Source organism: Nocardia africana NBRC 100379, from assembly GCF_001612635.1.
Lineage (GTDB): Bacteria > Actinomycetota > Actinomycetes > Mycobacteriales > Mycobacteriaceae > Nocardia > Nocardia africana.
Genome location: NZ_BDAV01000006.1, coordinates 206249 through 220606, shown reverse-complemented (window position 1 = coordinate 220606; position 14358 = coordinate 206249). Strand labels below are relative to the sequence as shown.

The window sequence follows — 14358 nt, the reverse complement described above, 5'->3', positions numbered from 1 at the left end:
TTGCCATGTCCCTGTTCCCGATTTCCTCGAAGTTCGACGGTGACTTCGTTCTGAAGCTGGTCGCCGTCGACACCGACAACACCATCGACGAGGTCGCCGCCGCGGCCGCCGAGCATTCCGTCGGCATCCACGTGCCCGACCAGCCCGGGAAGATCATCCGCGCCCGTGCCGAAGGCGCTGACGCGCCCTTCCCGCGGGAGATGAAGCTCGCCGATACCGGGCTCGAGCCGACCGACACCATCGAGTTCTACTTCAGCGAGGTTTAGATGAGCGACGAAACCAGTACGACGACGCCGATCGCCGATCCGGTCGGCCCCGTGGTCCAGGCCGGTGAGATCGCCGAGGCCGTGGGCGAAGCCGCGCGCATCGACAACGCGGGCAAACGTGTGGACATCCGCAACCGGGGTTCGTATGTGCGCGTCGAGGTCGACGGCGGTGAATGCGTCCTGCACCGGGCGACGATCGAAGAACAGCTCGGCCGCCCGTTCCAGATGCACGAACTCGAAGTGAGCATGCCGTCGTTCGTCGGACGTATCGAGACCGGCACCGAGACGGTCCGCTTCTATCTCGCCAACTTCGCCACCAGCACAAAGGAATCCGCATGACCGCCTCACTTCGCCCGCTGAAGACCTGGAGCCATCTGGCCGCGCGCCGGCGGCGTCCGAGTGAGTACGAGATCGTCTCGACGAATCTGCACTGGCATCTGCGCGACTCCGAACAGCCGTGGGATGTCGCTCACGAGGGCTACATGGCCGACTGGTATCGGCGCTACCGCAACGGAAGCCCGGTCCGCCACGACGACTGGGACTCTTTCCGCGATCCCGACGAACTGGTCTATCGCTCCTACAACATCCTGCAGGACGGCCAGGAGAACTACGTCGAAGGCCTGCTGAGCCAGCACAACGAGGAAGAGCACGACAAGAGCCTGGACTCGGAGTGGGTCACCAGCCTGGGCCGGTTGTATGCACCGGGACGGTACCTGTTGCACACCGTGCAGATGGCCAGCGCCTATCTGGTGCACATGGCTCCGGCGAGCACCATCAGCAACTGCGCGGCCTTCCAGGCGGCCGATCAGTTGCGGTGGCTGTCGCATACGGCGTACCGCACCGCCGAGCTGGCGCAATCACATCCGTCCTACGGTCTGGGTTCGGCCGAGCGCGCGCTGTGGGAGGAGTTGCCGGCCTGGCAGCGCTTCCGCGAACTCATGGAATGTGTTCTCGCCACGCGTGATTGGGCCGAATCGTTCGTCGCGCTGAACCTGGTGGCCAAACCGGCGATCGACGAGGCGTTCTACCGTCAGCAGGGGATCAGCGCACGGCGTCACGGCGACACGCTGTTCGCGTTGATGGCCGAGGCGGCGCTGCGCGACAGTGAGCGCTCGCGCCGGTGGGCGGTCGAGCTGGTGCGCACGATGGCCGAGAATCCGGACAACGTACCGGTGGTCAAGAAGTGGCTGGACCGCTGGGTGCCGCTGGCCGACGCCGCGATCGACGCGTTCTGCGCGGAACTGCCGGACAACCCGGAGGCGGCCGCGACGGCGATCCAGGCGACCCGGGCCTTCCGCAATCAGTTGCCGCTCGGGAGCTGAGATGTACAGCTCGGAGACAACCGCTGCGAGCCTTGCTTCGGGGCCCCTGCCGCAGGCGAATCCGGCCGTGACGGTGACCACCACCGACGGCGCGTCCTTCGGCTGCGCGGAGGGTGACACGCTCCTGCGTGCCGCCCTCCGGGGCGGGGTTCCCGCCGCCTACGAGTGCAACAGCGGTGGCTGCGGCAGCTGCAAGTTCGTCCTTCGCGACGGCGAGGTCGATCAGCTCGATCCGGACGCTCCCGGGCTCAGCGACCGCGACCGGCGAAAAGGCAAAATGCTTGCCTGCCAGTCGGTTCCGCGCACGGACTGCACCGTCGCGCTGACCTGCGCTCCGGCGTGGCCGCCGGGGCATCCGCGGCCGAACCGATTCTCCGCCACCGTGGTCGCACTGCGCGAGCTGACCCACGACATGGTCGAGCTGACCCTCGAATCCGCCGGCGCCGCCGAATTCCTGCCGGGGCAGTACGCGATGGTGAGCATCGACGGGGTGACCGAACACGGCCTGCCGACGCGGCCGGCCGAACGTGCCTACTCGATGTCCAATCTGCCCAATCCGGGTGGTGTGTGGCAGTTCCAGATCAAGCGAGTGCCCGGCGGGACGATCTCGCCCTACGTGACCGAGCAGCTGGGAGTCGGTGATCAGGTCCGGTTGGACGGTCCGTTCGGGCACGCGCACCTGCGACGGTCCGAACGCGATGTCGTGTGCATCGCCGGTGGGTCCGGACTGGCCCCGATGGTCTCGGTCGCGCGGGGACTGGCCGCGCGCGCGGACGCCGGCGCGCGCCGGCTGCACTTCTTCTACGGCGGCCGCGGTGCGGCGGATATGTGTGCTCGTGAGTTCGTCGACGAGGTGACTCCGAGCCTGCTGAACGCGTTTCTGTCCGAAGCGATTTCGGGAGAGCCGGACGGCGACTGGACCGGCGCGCGCGGATATGTGCACGAACTGCTCGCCGCCTACGATCTGCCGGATCTGGCGGACCACGACATCTATGTGGCGGGCCCGCCGGTGATGACCGACGCGGTGGTTCGCTTCCTGGTCCTGGAGCGGCAGGTCCCCGCCGAACGCGTTCACTTCGACCGATTCTTCTGAGGAAAACCATGGCATTCGAACTCGTGACGACATTGGACGATCTGTGGGAGGGCGATATGGAGTCCTTCACCGTCGGAGAACAAGAAATTCTGGTCGCCCACCTCGAGGGCGGCGAAGTCATCGCGACACAGGCGATCTGCCCGCACCAGCAGATCGAGCTGGTCGAAGGCGAACTGCAGGGCACGACGCTGACCTGCAAGGCGCATCTGTGGCAGTTCGATCTGCCGAACTGCCGGGGGATCAACCCCGGCCATGCCGAATTGGCGAAATTCCCGGTGAAGATCGACGGTGACGACATCTACGTCGACCCCACCGGCGACACACCCAAGATCGCACATTCCTGAGTGGGAGAAATCCATGCCTTTCGTCCGCATCGACTGGTTCCCCGGTCGGACCCTGGAGCAGAAGCGTGAGATGGTCGCGACACTGACGCCCGAAATCGCGCGAATCGCCGATTGCAAGCCGGAGACCATCCAATTCATCTTCACCGACGTCACCCGGGAGGACTGGGGACGCAACGGTCGTCTGTTCTGCGACTACTACGAATACGAGAACGATCCCCAGTAGTGCATCGCACCGGTGGGACAACATTCGAAAGAGAGATGCACATGGTTACGCTCAATTCCGATATGGGTGAGTCCTTCGGAATTCATTCCTTCGGCAACGACGACGAATTGGTGAGCCTCATCGACACCGCCAATGTCGCCTGTGGTTTCCACGCCGGTGATCCCACCGGCATCCACGAGACGGTCGCCAAGGCCCTGGCCGGCGGTGTCTCCGTCGGCGCCCACCCCGGCCTTCCCGACCTCGTCGGCTTCGGTCGCCGGGAGATGAAGCTGTTCCCCGACGAGGCGGCCGATATCGTCCGGTACCAGGTCGGTGCGCTGGTCGCGTTCCTGAAGGCGGAGGGCGCGCCACTGCACCACATCAAGGCGCACGGTTCGCTCTACGGCATGTCGTCGCGGGATCCCGAACTGGCCGAGGCGATCGCGTCGGTGGCGGCGGAGTACGAGGTGCCGATCTTCGGCATCCCGAACAGCCAGCACGAGAAGGCCGCCGAGAAGCTGGGCGTGCCCTTTTTCGCGGAGTTCTACGTCGATCTCGGGTATCGGGCGGACGGCAGCCTGATCGTGGCTCGCCGGCCACACGCGACTCCGGTCGAGGAGGCGACCGAACGGGCCCGGCGGGCGCTGACCGACGGCATCGCGACCGCGGTCACCGGCGAGGAGTTCCCGGTCCGGGTCGATACCGTCTGTGTCCACTCGGATACGCCGAACGCCTGCGAAATCGCCCGGGCGGTCCGTAACGTCCTGTCGTCGCTGTGATGACGGCCACAAGCTGCGCCCCTGAACGAAAGGAACTGTCGTGAGCGAGCATCAGGTCACCTCACCGCTGCCGGGAATCTTCTACCGTTCGCCGGCGCCGGGGCAGCCCCAGTTCGTCGAGGCGGGCGCAGCCGTCGACGCCGACCAGACCATCGGGCTGGTCGAGATCATGAAGCAGTTCACCGAGATCAAGGCCGGTGTGCGGGGGGTGCTGACGTCGTTCACGGTCGAGGACAACGCCACCCTCGCACCGGGCGATCCGGTCGCCATCATCGAAGCGAGTTGAACCATGCGTAAGTTGCTGATCGCCAACCGCGGCGAAATCGCGGTGCGTATCGCGCGGGCCGCCCGGGAGCAGGGTATTGCCACCGTCGCCGTCTACAGCGAGGCCGACGAGAGTGCCGAACACGTCCGGATCGCCGACGAAGCGGTCCTGATCGGGCCGGCGCCCGCGCCGGCGAGTTATCTGTCGGTCGACGCGGTGATCCGGGCCGTGCGTGCCAGCGGTGCGGACGCCGTCCACCCCGGGTACGGATTCCTTTCCGAGAACGCCGATTTCGCGCAGGCCGTCCTGGACGCGAACGCGGTGTGGGTCGGGCCCGCACCCAGCGCGATCCGGGAGATGGGCGACAAGGTCGCCGCGCGCAAGAGCGCCGATGCGGCGGGTGTTCCGACCGTGCCCGGATCCGACGGTGAGATCAGGGAGCTCGACGAGGCCGAGCGGGTCGCCCGGCAGATCGGGTTTCCCCTGGCGATCAAGGCGGCCGCGGGCGGCGGCGGCCGGGGCATCCGCATCGTCGAGCGCGAGGCGGACCTGGCTGCCGCGATCTCCACCGCCCAGGCCGAATCCCGGGCGGCCTTCGGAAGCGACTCGGTGTATCTGGAGCGTTTCGTTCCGCGCGCCCGTCATATCGAAGTGCAGATCTTCGGCGACGGCGCCACCGCGGTACACCTCGGACTGCGTGACTGCTCGATGCAGCGGCGCAGGCAGAAGGTGGTCGAGGAGGCCGGCGATCTCGGCCTGCCCGAGACGGTCGCGACGAATATGGCCGAATCGGCGGTTCAGCTCGCCAAATCCGTCGGTTACACCGGTGCGGGCACGGTCGAGTTCCTGTTCGACGAGCTGCGCGGCGAGTACTACTTCATCGAGATGAACACCCGCATTCAGGTCGAGCATCCGGTGACGGAGATGGTGTACGGCCGCGACCTGGTCGGCGAGCAGCTGCGGGTGGCCGCGGGCAATCCGTTGTCGTTCGCGCAGGCGGACCTGAGCCCGCGTGGGCATGCGATCGAGATCCGTGTCAACGCCGAGAATCCCGCGATGAACTTTCTGCCCAGCCCCGGGACCGTGACTCGGTTCGATCTGCCCGGTGGTCCGTTCGTGCGGGTGGACAGCGGATTCAAGGCCGGTTCGGTCGTGACCCCGTACTACGACTCGATGCTCGCCAAGATCATCGTGTGGGGCGAGGACCGGCCGAAAGCGTTGGCGCGCATGACCCGGGCCCTGCGCGAGCTCGATATCGAGGGCGTCACCACGACGGCCGGGTTCATCGGTGAGGTGCTGGCGACGGAGGAATTCCGTACCGGCGACTATCACACGACGTGGCTGGAGCGGTGGATGATCGATCGGGCGGAGGGCGGCGATGCCTGAGCAGGGCACCTCGCGCTATTCCTGGGGAGCCGATGAACATCTGGTCGTGCAGATCGCCGAGGAGATGACGCTGGCCGCGAACTTCACGGCGATGGCGATGAGTACCCAGTTGCGCGAACGCGATCTGGCCGGCGTGCTGGACATCTGTCCGGCCAACGCGTCCCTGCTGATCCGGTTCGATCCGGACCGGATCGAACCGGCGAAGCTGGAAAGCGTCGTGCGCGACATCGAAGCCGTTGTCGCACAGCAGGATCAGCCCACCATCCGCACCCGGCTGCTGGAGATTCCGGTCTGGTACGACGATCCGTTCACCCGGGAGGTGGGCGCCAAGTTCCGCGATCGCCACCAGCGTCCCGAGGGAAGCGATGTGGAATACGCGGTGGCCGAGCTGGGGCTCGACTCGGTGCAGGAGTTCATCGACCGCCACTCCGGTTCGCCGTGGCTGGTGTCCATGGTCGGGTTCGTGGCCGGTTTGCCGTTCATGTTCCAGATGGTCGAACGCGAGCGGCAGATCGAACTTCCCAAATATCTGCGGCCGCGGACCGAGACGCCGAAGCTGACGGTCGGGCACGGCGGATGCTTCGCCTGTATCTATTCGGTGAAGGGCGCGGGCGGATATCAGATGTTCGGGCTGACGCCGTTGCCGATCTTCGATCCGCGACAGAATCATCGGATCTTCCGCGAATCGATGGTGCTGTTCGAGCCCGGCGACATCGTCAAGTTCCGCCCCATCGACGTCGACGAATACCAGCACCTGGAACGCGCCGCGGAACAGGGGGAGGACGTCTACCGCACTGTCGAGGTCGACTTCGCATTGAACGAATTCCTCGCCGGCCCAGACGAATACAACGCCCGACTCCTAGGAGCTCTCGATGCACGTTGAGGTCGTAGAGCCCGGCCTGGCGACGACGATTCAGGATCTCGGTCGCAGCGGCGCCTACAACGTCGGCATCCCGCCCTCGGGTGCGCTGGACCAGACATCGGCCAAGATCGCGAATCTATTGGTGGGCAACGAAATCGGCGCCGCCGTGCTCGAGGCCCCCTATCTGGGGCCGAAGCTGGCGTTCGCCGGCCCCGCCGTCGTCGCGGTCACCGGTGCGCGAGCCGATGTGCTGGTCAACGGCGTCGAGGCCCCGGCGTGGGAATCGTTCCAGGTAGAGGAGGGCGACGTCCTGTCCTTTGGATATGTCCAGGCCGGGGCACGGTTGTACATCGCCGTCGCGGGCGGCTTCGACGTTCCCCCGGTGCTCGGATCGCGTTCCACCTACGGACTGGGCGCGCTCGGCGGTTTCGAGGGGCGGACGCTGCGGGCCGGTGACGCACTGCCGGTGGGCGCTCCGCCCGCCGAGTACGTGCCGCGTTCGGTTCCGGAGAAGGCGCGCCCCACCTGGGCGCGCGATGTCGAGCTTCGCATCGTGCTCGGTCTGTACGACTACCGCTTGACGGCGGACGGGCGAAACACACTGCTGGATACGGTGTGGTCGCTGACACCCGTCGCCGATCGGACCGGATTCCGTTACGCCGGTGCGAAACTCGACTTCGAGGATCGGGAGCAGCCCTTCGGCGCCGGGTCGGATCCGTCCAATATCGTCGACGCCGGCTATCCGATCGGCTCCATCCAGGTCCCGAGCGGCTCCGAGCCCATCATCCTGCACCGCGACGCCGTCTCCGGCGGCGGATACGCGATGGTGGGAACGGTGATCAGCGTCGATATGGATCTGGTCGGGCAATCCGCGCCCGGTACCGGAACCCGGTTCAGGGCGGTGTCGCTGGACGACGCGCTCGCCGCCCGCCGCCGAGCGCAGGCGCGATTCGTGGCGCTGACCAATGCGCTGACGACAGATGCCCTGACCTGACAGGTGGCCCGCGCCGATCCACGGCGCGGGCCACATCTGTACCGGCGAATCACCGCACCGGCACGGTGCGGCGTGGATCCACCATGAAGTCCACGCGCTTGTTCAACGCCAGCGCCTCGTCGTAGTCGATCTCGCGGAAGCGGATGGTGTCTCGGCCGGGGCGCATCTGCCCGACCTTCCACAGCGAACAATGCGGCACCGTCGCCACCACCGCGAAACCGCCGGAGGTGTTGCCATCCATGCCGAGAATCGTCAGCACGTCGCCGTTGGCCAGGACGCCGCCGACCGGGTACGCGTCGTCGAGCACATTGGAAGGGTGTCCGCCCGCGATACCGACATCCGGTCGGGCCCAGGAGAATCGGTGCGGGTTGAGCCGGGTGCCGATGCGATCGGAGTTCAGATCGACGCGCCAATGCCTGGTGACCAGATCCGACCAATCCTCCTCGGTGAGGTAGTCCGGAGTCGCGTGCGGGCCTTGGATGATCTCGATTTCCCAGTCGGTGACGAACCGCGGCCGCATCGATGCCGGGAGCCGGCGTGGTGCGATCGGTGCGGCGCCGTGTGTGGCGAGCAGATCGCCGCGCACCAGTGCGCGTCCCTCCACCCCGCCGATACCGGCGACCAGTGATGTCGCCGCCGATCCATACACCTCGGGGACGGCGAAGCCGCCGCGTATCGCCAGGTAGAGCCGAAAGCCGGCACCGGCCGATCCGATGGTGCGCAGCACGTCCCCGGCACGGACGCCGACGGTCTCCCACATCGCGACCGGGGTGTCGTTCACCAGGACTTCGGAGCCGTCGGGTGCCGCGATCGCGATCTGGGTGTCGACCAGAAACGCCACGGAGAAGCCGACTTTGGGAACTTCCAACGCCGGCGCACCGACCGGATTTCCGACCAGGGCATTGGCCGCGCGCAGCGACAGATGGTCCATCGGACCGGAGGGGAAGTACCCTAACGCCTTGAGCCCGATCCGGCCCGGCCATGCCTGCACCGTGGTCTGCAGCCCCGGATCGATGACTTCCATCGCCGTCTGCGTCACGGCACCCTCACGCTCGCCGCGGCCCGGCGCCGTTCCGCGGCGACGGCCGCCGCCCGGGGCGCGAGCCGCTCGACTCGATCGAGATACTCGGCGACCACGAATTCGCCGGATTCGATCCGGTAGGTGTAGGTCCCTTCGAAGACGCTGAGCCGCAGCGCGAGCAGCTCCTTCTCGGTCACGCGCTCGAAGCCGATCCGATCGCCGATCCGGAACAGATTGAAATCGGTTGCGGCGTCGATCGTTTCGGAGTGGGTGCCACGATGTGCGGGCCGGCTGCCGAAGTTGCGGCCGACCAGTGGCAGGGTGCGCCCGAACAGTTGGTAGCTGCCGGGTGCCTCGACCGGGTAGAGAACCACGCACGGTCCGCCGATTCCGACGGCTCCCTCCGCGGTCCACATTCTCGCGGGGTTGTATTTGGGCACCGAAATCTGGGTCAGCGGATCGAGCGAAAACAAGGACGGAAGTCCGGGAAAATATCCGATGAAGGCGTTCCACCACGTGGTCTCGGCAAATCGCTGGAAGAATTCTTCCCGGTTGACGAATCCGTTGCATCGAACGATGTAGTCGATGTTGTCGCCGTCGGTGACATTGGGTGCGTCGTTGCGGGTGGTGATCCGATATCGGGCCACCGCCTCGCGGGTCATCTCGTCGTCGAAGGCGATGGGCAGCGTCACGATTCGGCTCGACAGCACCAGCGAGTCGGTATCCGGCGTGCTTCGCTCTCGTTCGACCAGCTCATCGAGCAGACGCGGCCGCGGCAGGCGCGCCGGGTCGAAGGTGACCATCACCGAGCGGAAGCCGGGCGCGGTCTCGATCACGCCGTCGATCGGATGGTCCTGCAGGGTGCGCCGCAGCGCGTGCACACGGAAATTGAGCCGCAGATCCAGTTCGATGCCGTCGTATTCGACGAGAACCTGGTGGTCACCGGCTTGCTTCACCTGCATCGCGGGACGTTTCGTACTCCCCGCAACCGTGCGAAGTATGGTCCGAGAAGCCGGCATTCTCATCCTTTCCCGCCGATTGGGGCCGAGTCATCATGCATGCCATTCAATAATGTCCGCAATAGACGACGACGCAATACGCCGTGCTGTACAAGGCAGTGCGGGCGCGTGGGCCGGGACGGACAGCGGTGTTCGCTGCGTGGATGCCGCATCCTCGTCCGGTAGGTAGGAAAGGAGCCCTCGCCGACTATGACCGACCTCCCCGATTCGGTAGCCCGGGTGCATCGTGAGTTGGTACGGGCGGCCATCGCTGCCCAGGGCACCCGCGGTATCGCCGAGCGCGTGGTCGGCACGGTCGGCGGCTGGGTGCTCGTCCTCGACGGCGCCGGTGCGCTGCTGGCATCGATTCCGGACGGCGCGCGCACTCACCTGGCGCTCATCCAATCCGAGCTGCCGCGCTTCGCGACGCAGTCGCGGGCCACCACGATGTCGCTGTCCATCCCCGGCGAATCGGTGTCGATCCGGCCGATCGGTGTGCAGGGCCGCATCCGTGGATTCTTCGCGACCGGACGGGCCACTCCGCTCAACCCGATCGAGCGCTCGCTGGTCGACACCGCGACCTACCTGCTCGCCGAAGACCTCCACCACAACGACGAACTGCGTCGCGCGGCCCGCAACAACAGCCTCGCGGTGTTGCGGCTGCTGCTCGACGGCCACGCCGAGATGGCGCGCAGCACGAGTCAGATCCTGCGCGTGCCGGTGCCGGTCGGCCCGGTGCGCGCGGCGCTGCTCGGAGTTCCCCGGCGGCATGCCCGCGAACTGCTCGAGACGGCCGAAGAGGATCAGGCGCTGCGCCGCATCGAGACGGTGATCGCCGAATTGCGGCCCGGCCGGGTCGGCATCGTGTTGCCGACCGCGGAAGGCGATGTCCGCACCCTGGAGGCGATCCTGCGCCGGGTTCCGCACGGCCGCGGCGCGGTGAGCGAACCGGTCGGCGCGCAGGAACTGCCGACCGCGTGGAGCCGGGTGACCGGCGTCTTCGAGGCCGCGCCCGATCAGCCCGGAAAGCTGTACATGGCACGCGATGTCTCCGAGGCGGGCCTGCTCCGGCATCTGACCGGGCCCGATGCCCGGGCGTGGGCCGAAGCGACCCTGGCGCCGATCACCGCGCTCGACGAGGGTTCCAAGGTCGACTTCGCCCAGACGCTGCGGACATTTCTAGCGCACAACGGCCAAGCCGACGCCTCGGCCAACATGCTCGGCATCCATCGCCACACGCTGCGGTACCGGATGACCCGGATCGCCGACGCGCTCGCGCGGGATCTGGACGACCCCACGGTCCGCGCGGAATTGTGGTTCGCCCTGCAACTGCACCCCGGCCAATAGCCGGTCAGGACAACGCGTCTCGCAACCCCAGCAGTCCTTCCGCGCAGGCGGGGCCGAAGGCGCCGGCCAACTCCGCCGGTTCGATTTCGGTGCTGTAGACCACGAGCGAGCGGCCGGGGTCGATCTCGAAGACGTCGACCGTGCCGAGGTGGTTCGTCACCGGCAGGTCGCCGCCGACCGCCCGGTATTGCAGGCGGCGCAGCCGGGAGTCGAGCGTGACCACCTCTTCGTCGAGGCGGCTTCCGTCGCTCAGCGTCACCGTGCGGCGGGTCCGGTCGCCGGTGGATTCGACGATGGCCGGAAACCACGAACTGATCGCGGGCACATCCTCGATCACCTTCCAGACCTCGTCGGCGGGGTGATCGATGAGAATCTCGGACCTGAGAGTTGTCACGTGAGTTCCTTTGCAACACAGGGATATCCGTCGGGAGAAGCCTGCAACACCGGCATCGGGTCCAGGAGTGCGCGGTTTGGACAGCCCGCCGGTGCGGAGTGCGCCAGCAGGCGCATACCCCGCGCCCGGCCGGGTTGCCAGACTGCCACGGATCTCCTGGACAGGCGGTCGCTCCCGGGCGACCGGCCTGGTGTCCGCACGTGCCGTGGATCGCCCGAGCACGGAACCGAAAGCGAGGCCGTTGGTGTACGACAAGGATCACCTCGAGCAGGTGCCGACGAACCTGTTCATAGGCGGTGAATGGCGCGAAGCAGATGCCCGATTCGTCGTGGAGGACCCGGCCACGGGCCATCCGCTGGCCGACGTCGCCGAGGCGTCGGCGAACGATGCCGTCGCGGCGCTGGACGCCGCGGTCGAGGCGCAGCAGTCCTGGGCGCAGACCTCGCCGCTGGTCCGCGCGGATCTGCTGCGCGCCGCATACGAGCAGGTCGTGGCACGAACCGACGAGTTCGCCCACCTCATCACCGCGGAAATGGGCAAACCGCTCGCGGAGGCCCGCGGGGAGGTCCGCTACGGCGCACAGTTCCTGCGCTGGTTCTCCGAGGAAGCGGTGCGCATCGCGGGACGATGGTCGCGCTCACCCGAGGGCAACACGCGGCTGCTGACGATGCGCGAGCCGGTCGGCCCGACCGTGATGATCACGCCGTGGAACTTCCCGCTGGCCATGGCGACGAGAAAGATCGCGCCCGCCATCGCCGCCGGCTGCACCATGGTGCTCAAACCCGCCGAACAGACCCCGTTGACCGCGTTGGCGTTCGCGGAGGTACTCCGTTCGGTGGGCCTGCCGCCGGGAGTGCTCAACGTGGTGACCACGACCCGTGCCGCCGAGACCGTCGCGCCCCTGTTGCGCGACTCGCGGGTGCGCAAGCTGACGTTCACCGGATCGACCGCGGTGGGAAAGACGTTGATGGCCCAGGCGAGTGGTCAGCTGCTGCGGTTGTCCATGGAACTCGGCGGCAACGCGCCCCTGCTGGTATTCGACGACGCGGACCTCGATCGGGCGGTCGCCGGTGCGATGGTGGCGAAAATGCGCAATATCGGCCAGGCGTGTACGGCGGCCAACCGGATCCTGGTGCACGAATCCGTCGCCGACACGTTCGGCACCCGATTCGCCGAGGCGATGGCCGCCCAGCGCGTCGGCCCGGGTACCGAGCCCGGCGTGGAGGTCGGTCCGATGATCGATCAGCGCGCCCGTCACAAGGTGCAGCGATTGGTCGCGAGCGCGGTCGATGCCGGGGCGCGCGTGCTGACCGGCGGAACGTCGCGGCCGGGGCCCGGATACTTCTTCGAGCCGACGGTGCTCACCGATGTGGGCGACCACGCCGTCGTGCGTGAGGAACTGTTCGGCCCGGTGGCTCCGATCTCGGTGTTCGGCACCGACGAGGAAGCCGTCGCCATGGCCAACGACACCGAATACGGTCTCGCGTCGTATCTGTTCTCCAGCAACATCTCTCGTGTCATCGACGTCGCCGAGCAACTGCAATTCGGCATGGTCGGAGTGAATCAGGGCGTGGTCTCCAACGTCGCGGCGCCGTTCGGGGGCATCAAGCACTCCGGTTTCGGGCGCGAAGGCGGCGCCGAAGGCATCGACGAGTATCTGTCGACCAAGTACGTCGGGATCGCGCCGTGAGTACTGCCGCGGTGCCTGCCCCCTCGCATCGATGCGGAAGTTCGTCTGCGCCGGTGGCGGCGAGCACCCGCATCGGCTTCGACTACGCGCGCACGTGGTTGCTCGTCGCGGCCGGCCGCTCGAATTCGGCCGAAAAGTCCGGGGCCGCAACGGCAGACGTCGTGGTGCTCGATCTCGAGGACGCGGTGCCCGCCGAACTCAAGGACGCCGCGAGGACTTCGGTCGCGCGGTCTCTCCGGTCCGGCACCCATGCCTGGGTTCGCATCAACGACGCGGATTCCCCGTACTGGGCCGATGATCTGGCCGAGCTGGGCCACCTGCCCGGTCTGGAAGGGGTGGTGCTGGCGAAGGTCGAACACGGAGACCAGATCGACGCCACGGCCGCGGCTCTCCCGGCGGCGACACCGATTGTGGCGCTGCTGGAATCGGCGGCCGGGATCGAAGCCGCGGCGGCGATCGCGCACCGGCCCGCCACCGCGCGATTGGCCTTCGGCAGCGGCGACTTTCGCCGCGACACCGGAATGAGCGATGCCGCCGAAGCCATGGCCTATCCGCGCACCAGGCTCACGGTGGCCAGTCGAGCCGCGGGGCTTCCCGGCCCGATCGACGGGCCCACGGTCGGCGAGGACGAGGAGAAACTGCGTGCCGACACCGCCGCGGCGGCGGCGCTCGGCATGACGGCGAGGATCTGTCTGCGAGCGGGCCAGGTGAACGTCGTCAACACGGCACTGTCGCCGTCGCCTGCCGATATCGACTGGGCCACAGGCATTCTGCGTGCCGACGCGGACGGCGCGACGCGCGACGGCTCCTATCGGCCGCAACTCGCCCGCGCCCAGGCGGTGATCGAACGGGCCAGGATCTACTCGTGCTTCGTGCCGCCGTGGTGAGTATCGATGACGCGGCGCAGCAGGTCGAGAAACCGCTGCGCCTCCGCCTCGGTCAGCCCGGCCAGGCTCCGGGTGTTGATCTCGATGACGGCGGGTGCCAGGTCGGCGGCCAGTTTCCGTCCGGCGTCGGTGACCGTGATCAGTTTGCGGCGCCGGTCGCCGTCGTCCTTGGTGATCCGGATCAGTTCGCGTCGCTGGAGGCGGTCGAGCAGGGGAGCGGCGGTGGATTTGTCGAGGCTGGCGAGCTCCCCGAGGGTTCGCTGGTCCATCGCCCCGTGCAGGTGCAGCAGGCTGAGAACCGTGAATTGCGGACCGGTCAGGTCGCTGTCCACCCGTTCGTGCCACAGGCGGGTGTAGGCCTGGCTCAACCTGCGTGCCAGCGGACCGACCCCGTCGATCGCCGCGCGCAGGGCGGCGTCGGACGTGCCCTCCGGTCTCATCGGCCACCTCTCCTTGTTCAGGACGTGTACGTACTATATCGTGAACCGAGTAGGACGTGTACGTCCTA

18 protein-coding genes are annotated in these 14358 nt (G+C 67.3%); 14 read left to right on the top strand and 4 right to left on the bottom strand.

The features are described 5' to 3' along the window. Positions 1-5: 5 nt before the first annotated feature. Genes NA3_RS09115 through NA3_RS09065 form a run of 11 tightly spaced genes read left to right on the top strand, consistent with a single transcriptional unit; the run spans position 6 to position 7513 of the window. Entirely contained in the window at positions 6-266 is a 261-nt protein-coding gene (locus NA3_RS09115) for a toluene-4-monooxygenase system B family protein (RefSeq protein ID WP_062963137.1), read from the top strand. Beyond that, positions 267-605 carry an MmoB/DmpM family protein gene (locus NA3_RS09110; RefSeq protein WP_062963136.1) on the top strand — a complete coding sequence of 113 codons (339 nt, stop codon included), beginning with the start codon at positions 267-269 and terminating at the stop codon, positions 603-605. It begins immediately after the preceding gene. Then, positions 602-1588: an aromatic/alkene monooxygenase hydroxylase subunit beta gene (locus tag NA3_RS09105; protein ID WP_062963135.1), complete on the top strand. Its 987-nt coding sequence runs from the start codon at positions 602-604 to the stop codon at positions 1586-1588. Before NA3_RS09110 ends, NA3_RS09105 begins: the two co-directional genes overlap by 4 nt. A gap of 1 nt (position 1589) precedes the next feature. Then, a complete protein-coding gene (locus NA3_RS09100; RefSeq protein ID WP_084491402.1) occupies positions 1590-2681 on the top strand; it encodes a 2Fe-2S iron-sulfur cluster-binding protein in 1092 nt (363 codons plus the stop codon). 8 nt (positions 2682-2689) lie between these two features. Continuing rightward, the gene (locus NA3_RS09095) at positions 2690-3025 is read left to right on the top strand and encodes a monooxygenase system ferredoxin subunit (protein ID WP_062963133.1); all 336 of its coding nucleotides are present in this window, start codon (positions 2690-2692) and stop codon (positions 3023-3025) included. Positions 3026-3038: 13 nt separating this feature from the next. Continuing rightward, positions 3039-3248, top strand: a complete 210-nt coding sequence (locus NA3_RS09090) for a tautomerase family protein (RefSeq protein ID WP_062963132.1) — start codon at positions 3039-3041, stop codon at positions 3246-3248. A gap of 41 nt (positions 3249-3289) precedes the next feature. After that, positions 3290-4006, top strand: a complete 717-nt coding sequence (locus NA3_RS09085) for a 5-oxoprolinase subunit PxpA (protein WP_218021793.1) — start codon at positions 3290-3292, stop codon at positions 4004-4006. 40 nt (positions 4007-4046) lie between these two features. Beyond that, the gene (locus NA3_RS09080) at positions 4047-4292 is read left to right on the top strand and encodes an acetyl-CoA carboxylase (protein ID WP_062963130.1); all 246 of its coding nucleotides are present in this window, start codon (positions 4047-4049) and stop codon (positions 4290-4292) included. Positions 4293-4295: 3 nt separating this feature from the next. Then, positions 4296-5657: an acetyl-CoA carboxylase biotin carboxylase subunit gene (locus tag NA3_RS09075; RefSeq protein ID WP_062963129.1), complete on the top strand. Its 1362-nt coding sequence runs from the start codon at positions 4296-4298 to the stop codon at positions 5655-5657. Continuing rightward, complete coding sequence (locus tag NA3_RS09070; protein ID WP_062963128.1) at positions 5650-6540, top strand: 5-oxoprolinase subunit B family protein; 891 nt, start codon at positions 5650-5652, stop codon at positions 6538-6540. Before NA3_RS09075 ends, NA3_RS09070 begins: the two co-directional genes overlap by 8 nt. Beyond that, the gene (locus tag NA3_RS09065; RefSeq protein WP_062963127.1) at positions 6530-7513 is read left to right on the top strand and encodes a 5-oxoprolinase subunit C family protein; all 984 of its coding nucleotides are present in this window, start codon (positions 6530-6532) and stop codon (positions 7511-7513) included. Before NA3_RS09070 ends, NA3_RS09065 begins: the two co-directional genes overlap by 11 nt. 49 nt (positions 7514-7562) lie before the next feature. Here NA3_RS09065 and NA3_RS09060 read toward each other — a convergent pair whose 3' ends face one another. Both NA3_RS09060 and NA3_RS09055 read right to left on the bottom strand, forming a co-directional pair. After that, positions 7563-8552 (bottom strand): 5-oxoprolinase subunit C family protein, encoded by a 990-nt coding sequence (locus NA3_RS09060; RefSeq protein WP_062963126.1) that lies wholly within the window; start codon positions 8550-8552, stop codon positions 7563-7565. Beyond that, positions 8549-9496 (bottom strand): 5-oxoprolinase subunit B family protein, encoded by a 948-nt coding sequence (locus NA3_RS09055; RefSeq protein ID WP_062963125.1) that lies wholly within the window; start codon positions 9494-9496, stop codon positions 8549-8551. The genes NA3_RS09060 and NA3_RS09055 overlap by 4 nt, the downstream gene beginning before the upstream one ends. A gap of 246 nt (positions 9497-9742) precedes the next feature. Here NA3_RS09055 and NA3_RS09050 point away from each other — a divergent pair, with 246 nt between their 5' ends. Then, complete coding sequence (locus tag NA3_RS09050; protein WP_062963124.1) at positions 9743-10879, top strand: PucR family transcriptional regulator; 1137 nt, start codon at positions 9743-9745, stop codon at positions 10877-10879. Between the two features lie 4 nt (positions 10880-10883). Here NA3_RS09050 and NA3_RS09045 read toward each other — a convergent pair whose 3' ends face one another. Next, complete coding sequence (locus NA3_RS09045; protein WP_062963123.1) at positions 10884-11273, bottom strand: SRPBCC family protein; 390 nt, start codon at positions 11271-11273, stop codon at positions 10884-10886. A gap of 244 nt (positions 11274-11517) precedes the next feature. On the opposite strand from NA3_RS09045, the gene NA3_RS09040 reads away from it, so the two are divergent. Both NA3_RS09040 and NA3_RS09035 read left to right on the top strand, forming a co-directional pair. Then, positions 11518-12963: an NAD-dependent succinate-semialdehyde dehydrogenase gene (locus NA3_RS09040; RefSeq protein WP_227995323.1), complete on the top strand. Its 1446-nt coding sequence runs from the start codon at positions 11518-11520 to the stop codon at positions 12961-12963. Between the two features lie 53 nt (positions 12964-13016). Beyond that, the gene (locus NA3_RS09035; protein WP_062963121.1) at positions 13017-13850 is read left to right on the top strand and encodes an HpcH/HpaI aldolase/citrate lyase family protein; all 834 of its coding nucleotides are present in this window, start codon (positions 13017-13019) and stop codon (positions 13848-13850) included. Here NA3_RS09035 and NA3_RS09030 read toward each other — a convergent pair. Continuing rightward, on the bottom strand, positions 13823-14290 hold the full coding sequence (locus NA3_RS09030) for a MarR family winged helix-turn-helix transcriptional regulator (protein ID WP_062963120.1): 468 nt from the start codon (positions 14288-14290) through the stop codon (positions 13823-13825). The two genes, NA3_RS09035 and NA3_RS09030, sit on opposite strands and share 28 nt — an antisense overlap. Positions 14291-14358: the final 68 nt, after the last annotated feature.

What these genes read in the sequence shown, in the direction of transcription:
- NA3_RS09115 (WP_062963137.1), top strand. Translation starts at nt 6, where the DNA reads ATGTCCCTGTTCCCGATTTCCTCGAAGTTCGACGGTGACTTCGTTCTG.
- NA3_RS09110 (WP_062963136.1), top strand. Translation starts at nt 267, where the DNA reads ATGAGCGACGAAACCAGTACGACGACGCCGATCGCCGATCCGGTCGGC.
- NA3_RS09105 (WP_062963135.1), top strand. Translation starts at nt 602, where the DNA reads ATGACCGCCTCACTTCGCCCGCTGAAGACCTGGAGCCATCTGGCCGCG.
- NA3_RS09100 (WP_084491402.1), top strand. Translation starts at nt 1,590, where the DNA reads ATGTACAGCTCGGAGACAACCGCTGCGAGCCTTGCTTCGGGGCCCCTG.
- NA3_RS09095 (WP_062963133.1), top strand. Translation starts at nt 2,690, where the DNA reads ATGGCATTCGAACTCGTGACGACATTGGACGATCTGTGGGAGGGCGAT.
- NA3_RS09090 (WP_062963132.1), top strand. Translation starts at nt 3,039, where the DNA reads ATGCCTTTCGTCCGCATCGACTGGTTCCCCGGTCGGACCCTGGAGCAG.
- NA3_RS09085 (WP_218021793.1), top strand. Translation starts at nt 3,290, where the DNA reads ATGGTTACGCTCAATTCCGATATGGGTGAGTCCTTCGGAATTCATTCC.
- NA3_RS09075 (WP_062963129.1), top strand. Translation starts at nt 4,296, where the DNA reads ATGCGTAAGTTGCTGATCGCCAACCGCGGCGAAATCGCGGTGCGTATC.
- NA3_RS09070 (WP_062963128.1), top strand. Translation starts at nt 5,650, where the DNA reads ATGCCTGAGCAGGGCACCTCGCGCTATTCCTGGGGAGCCGATGAACAT.
- NA3_RS09065 (WP_062963127.1), top strand. Translation starts at nt 6,530, where the DNA reads ATGCACGTTGAGGTCGTAGAGCCCGGCCTGGCGACGACGATTCAGGAT.
- NA3_RS09055 (WP_062963125.1), bottom strand. Translation starts at nt 9,496, where the DNA reads ATGCAGGTGAAGCAAGCCGGTGACCACCAGGTTCTCGTCGAATACGAC.
- NA3_RS09050 (WP_062963124.1), top strand. Translation starts at nt 9,743, where the DNA reads ATGACCGACCTCCCCGATTCGGTAGCCCGGGTGCATCGTGAGTTGGTA.
- NA3_RS09030 (WP_062963120.1), bottom strand. Translation starts at nt 14,290, where the DNA reads ATGAGACCGGAGGGCACGTCCGACGCCGCCCTGCGCGCGGCGATCGAC.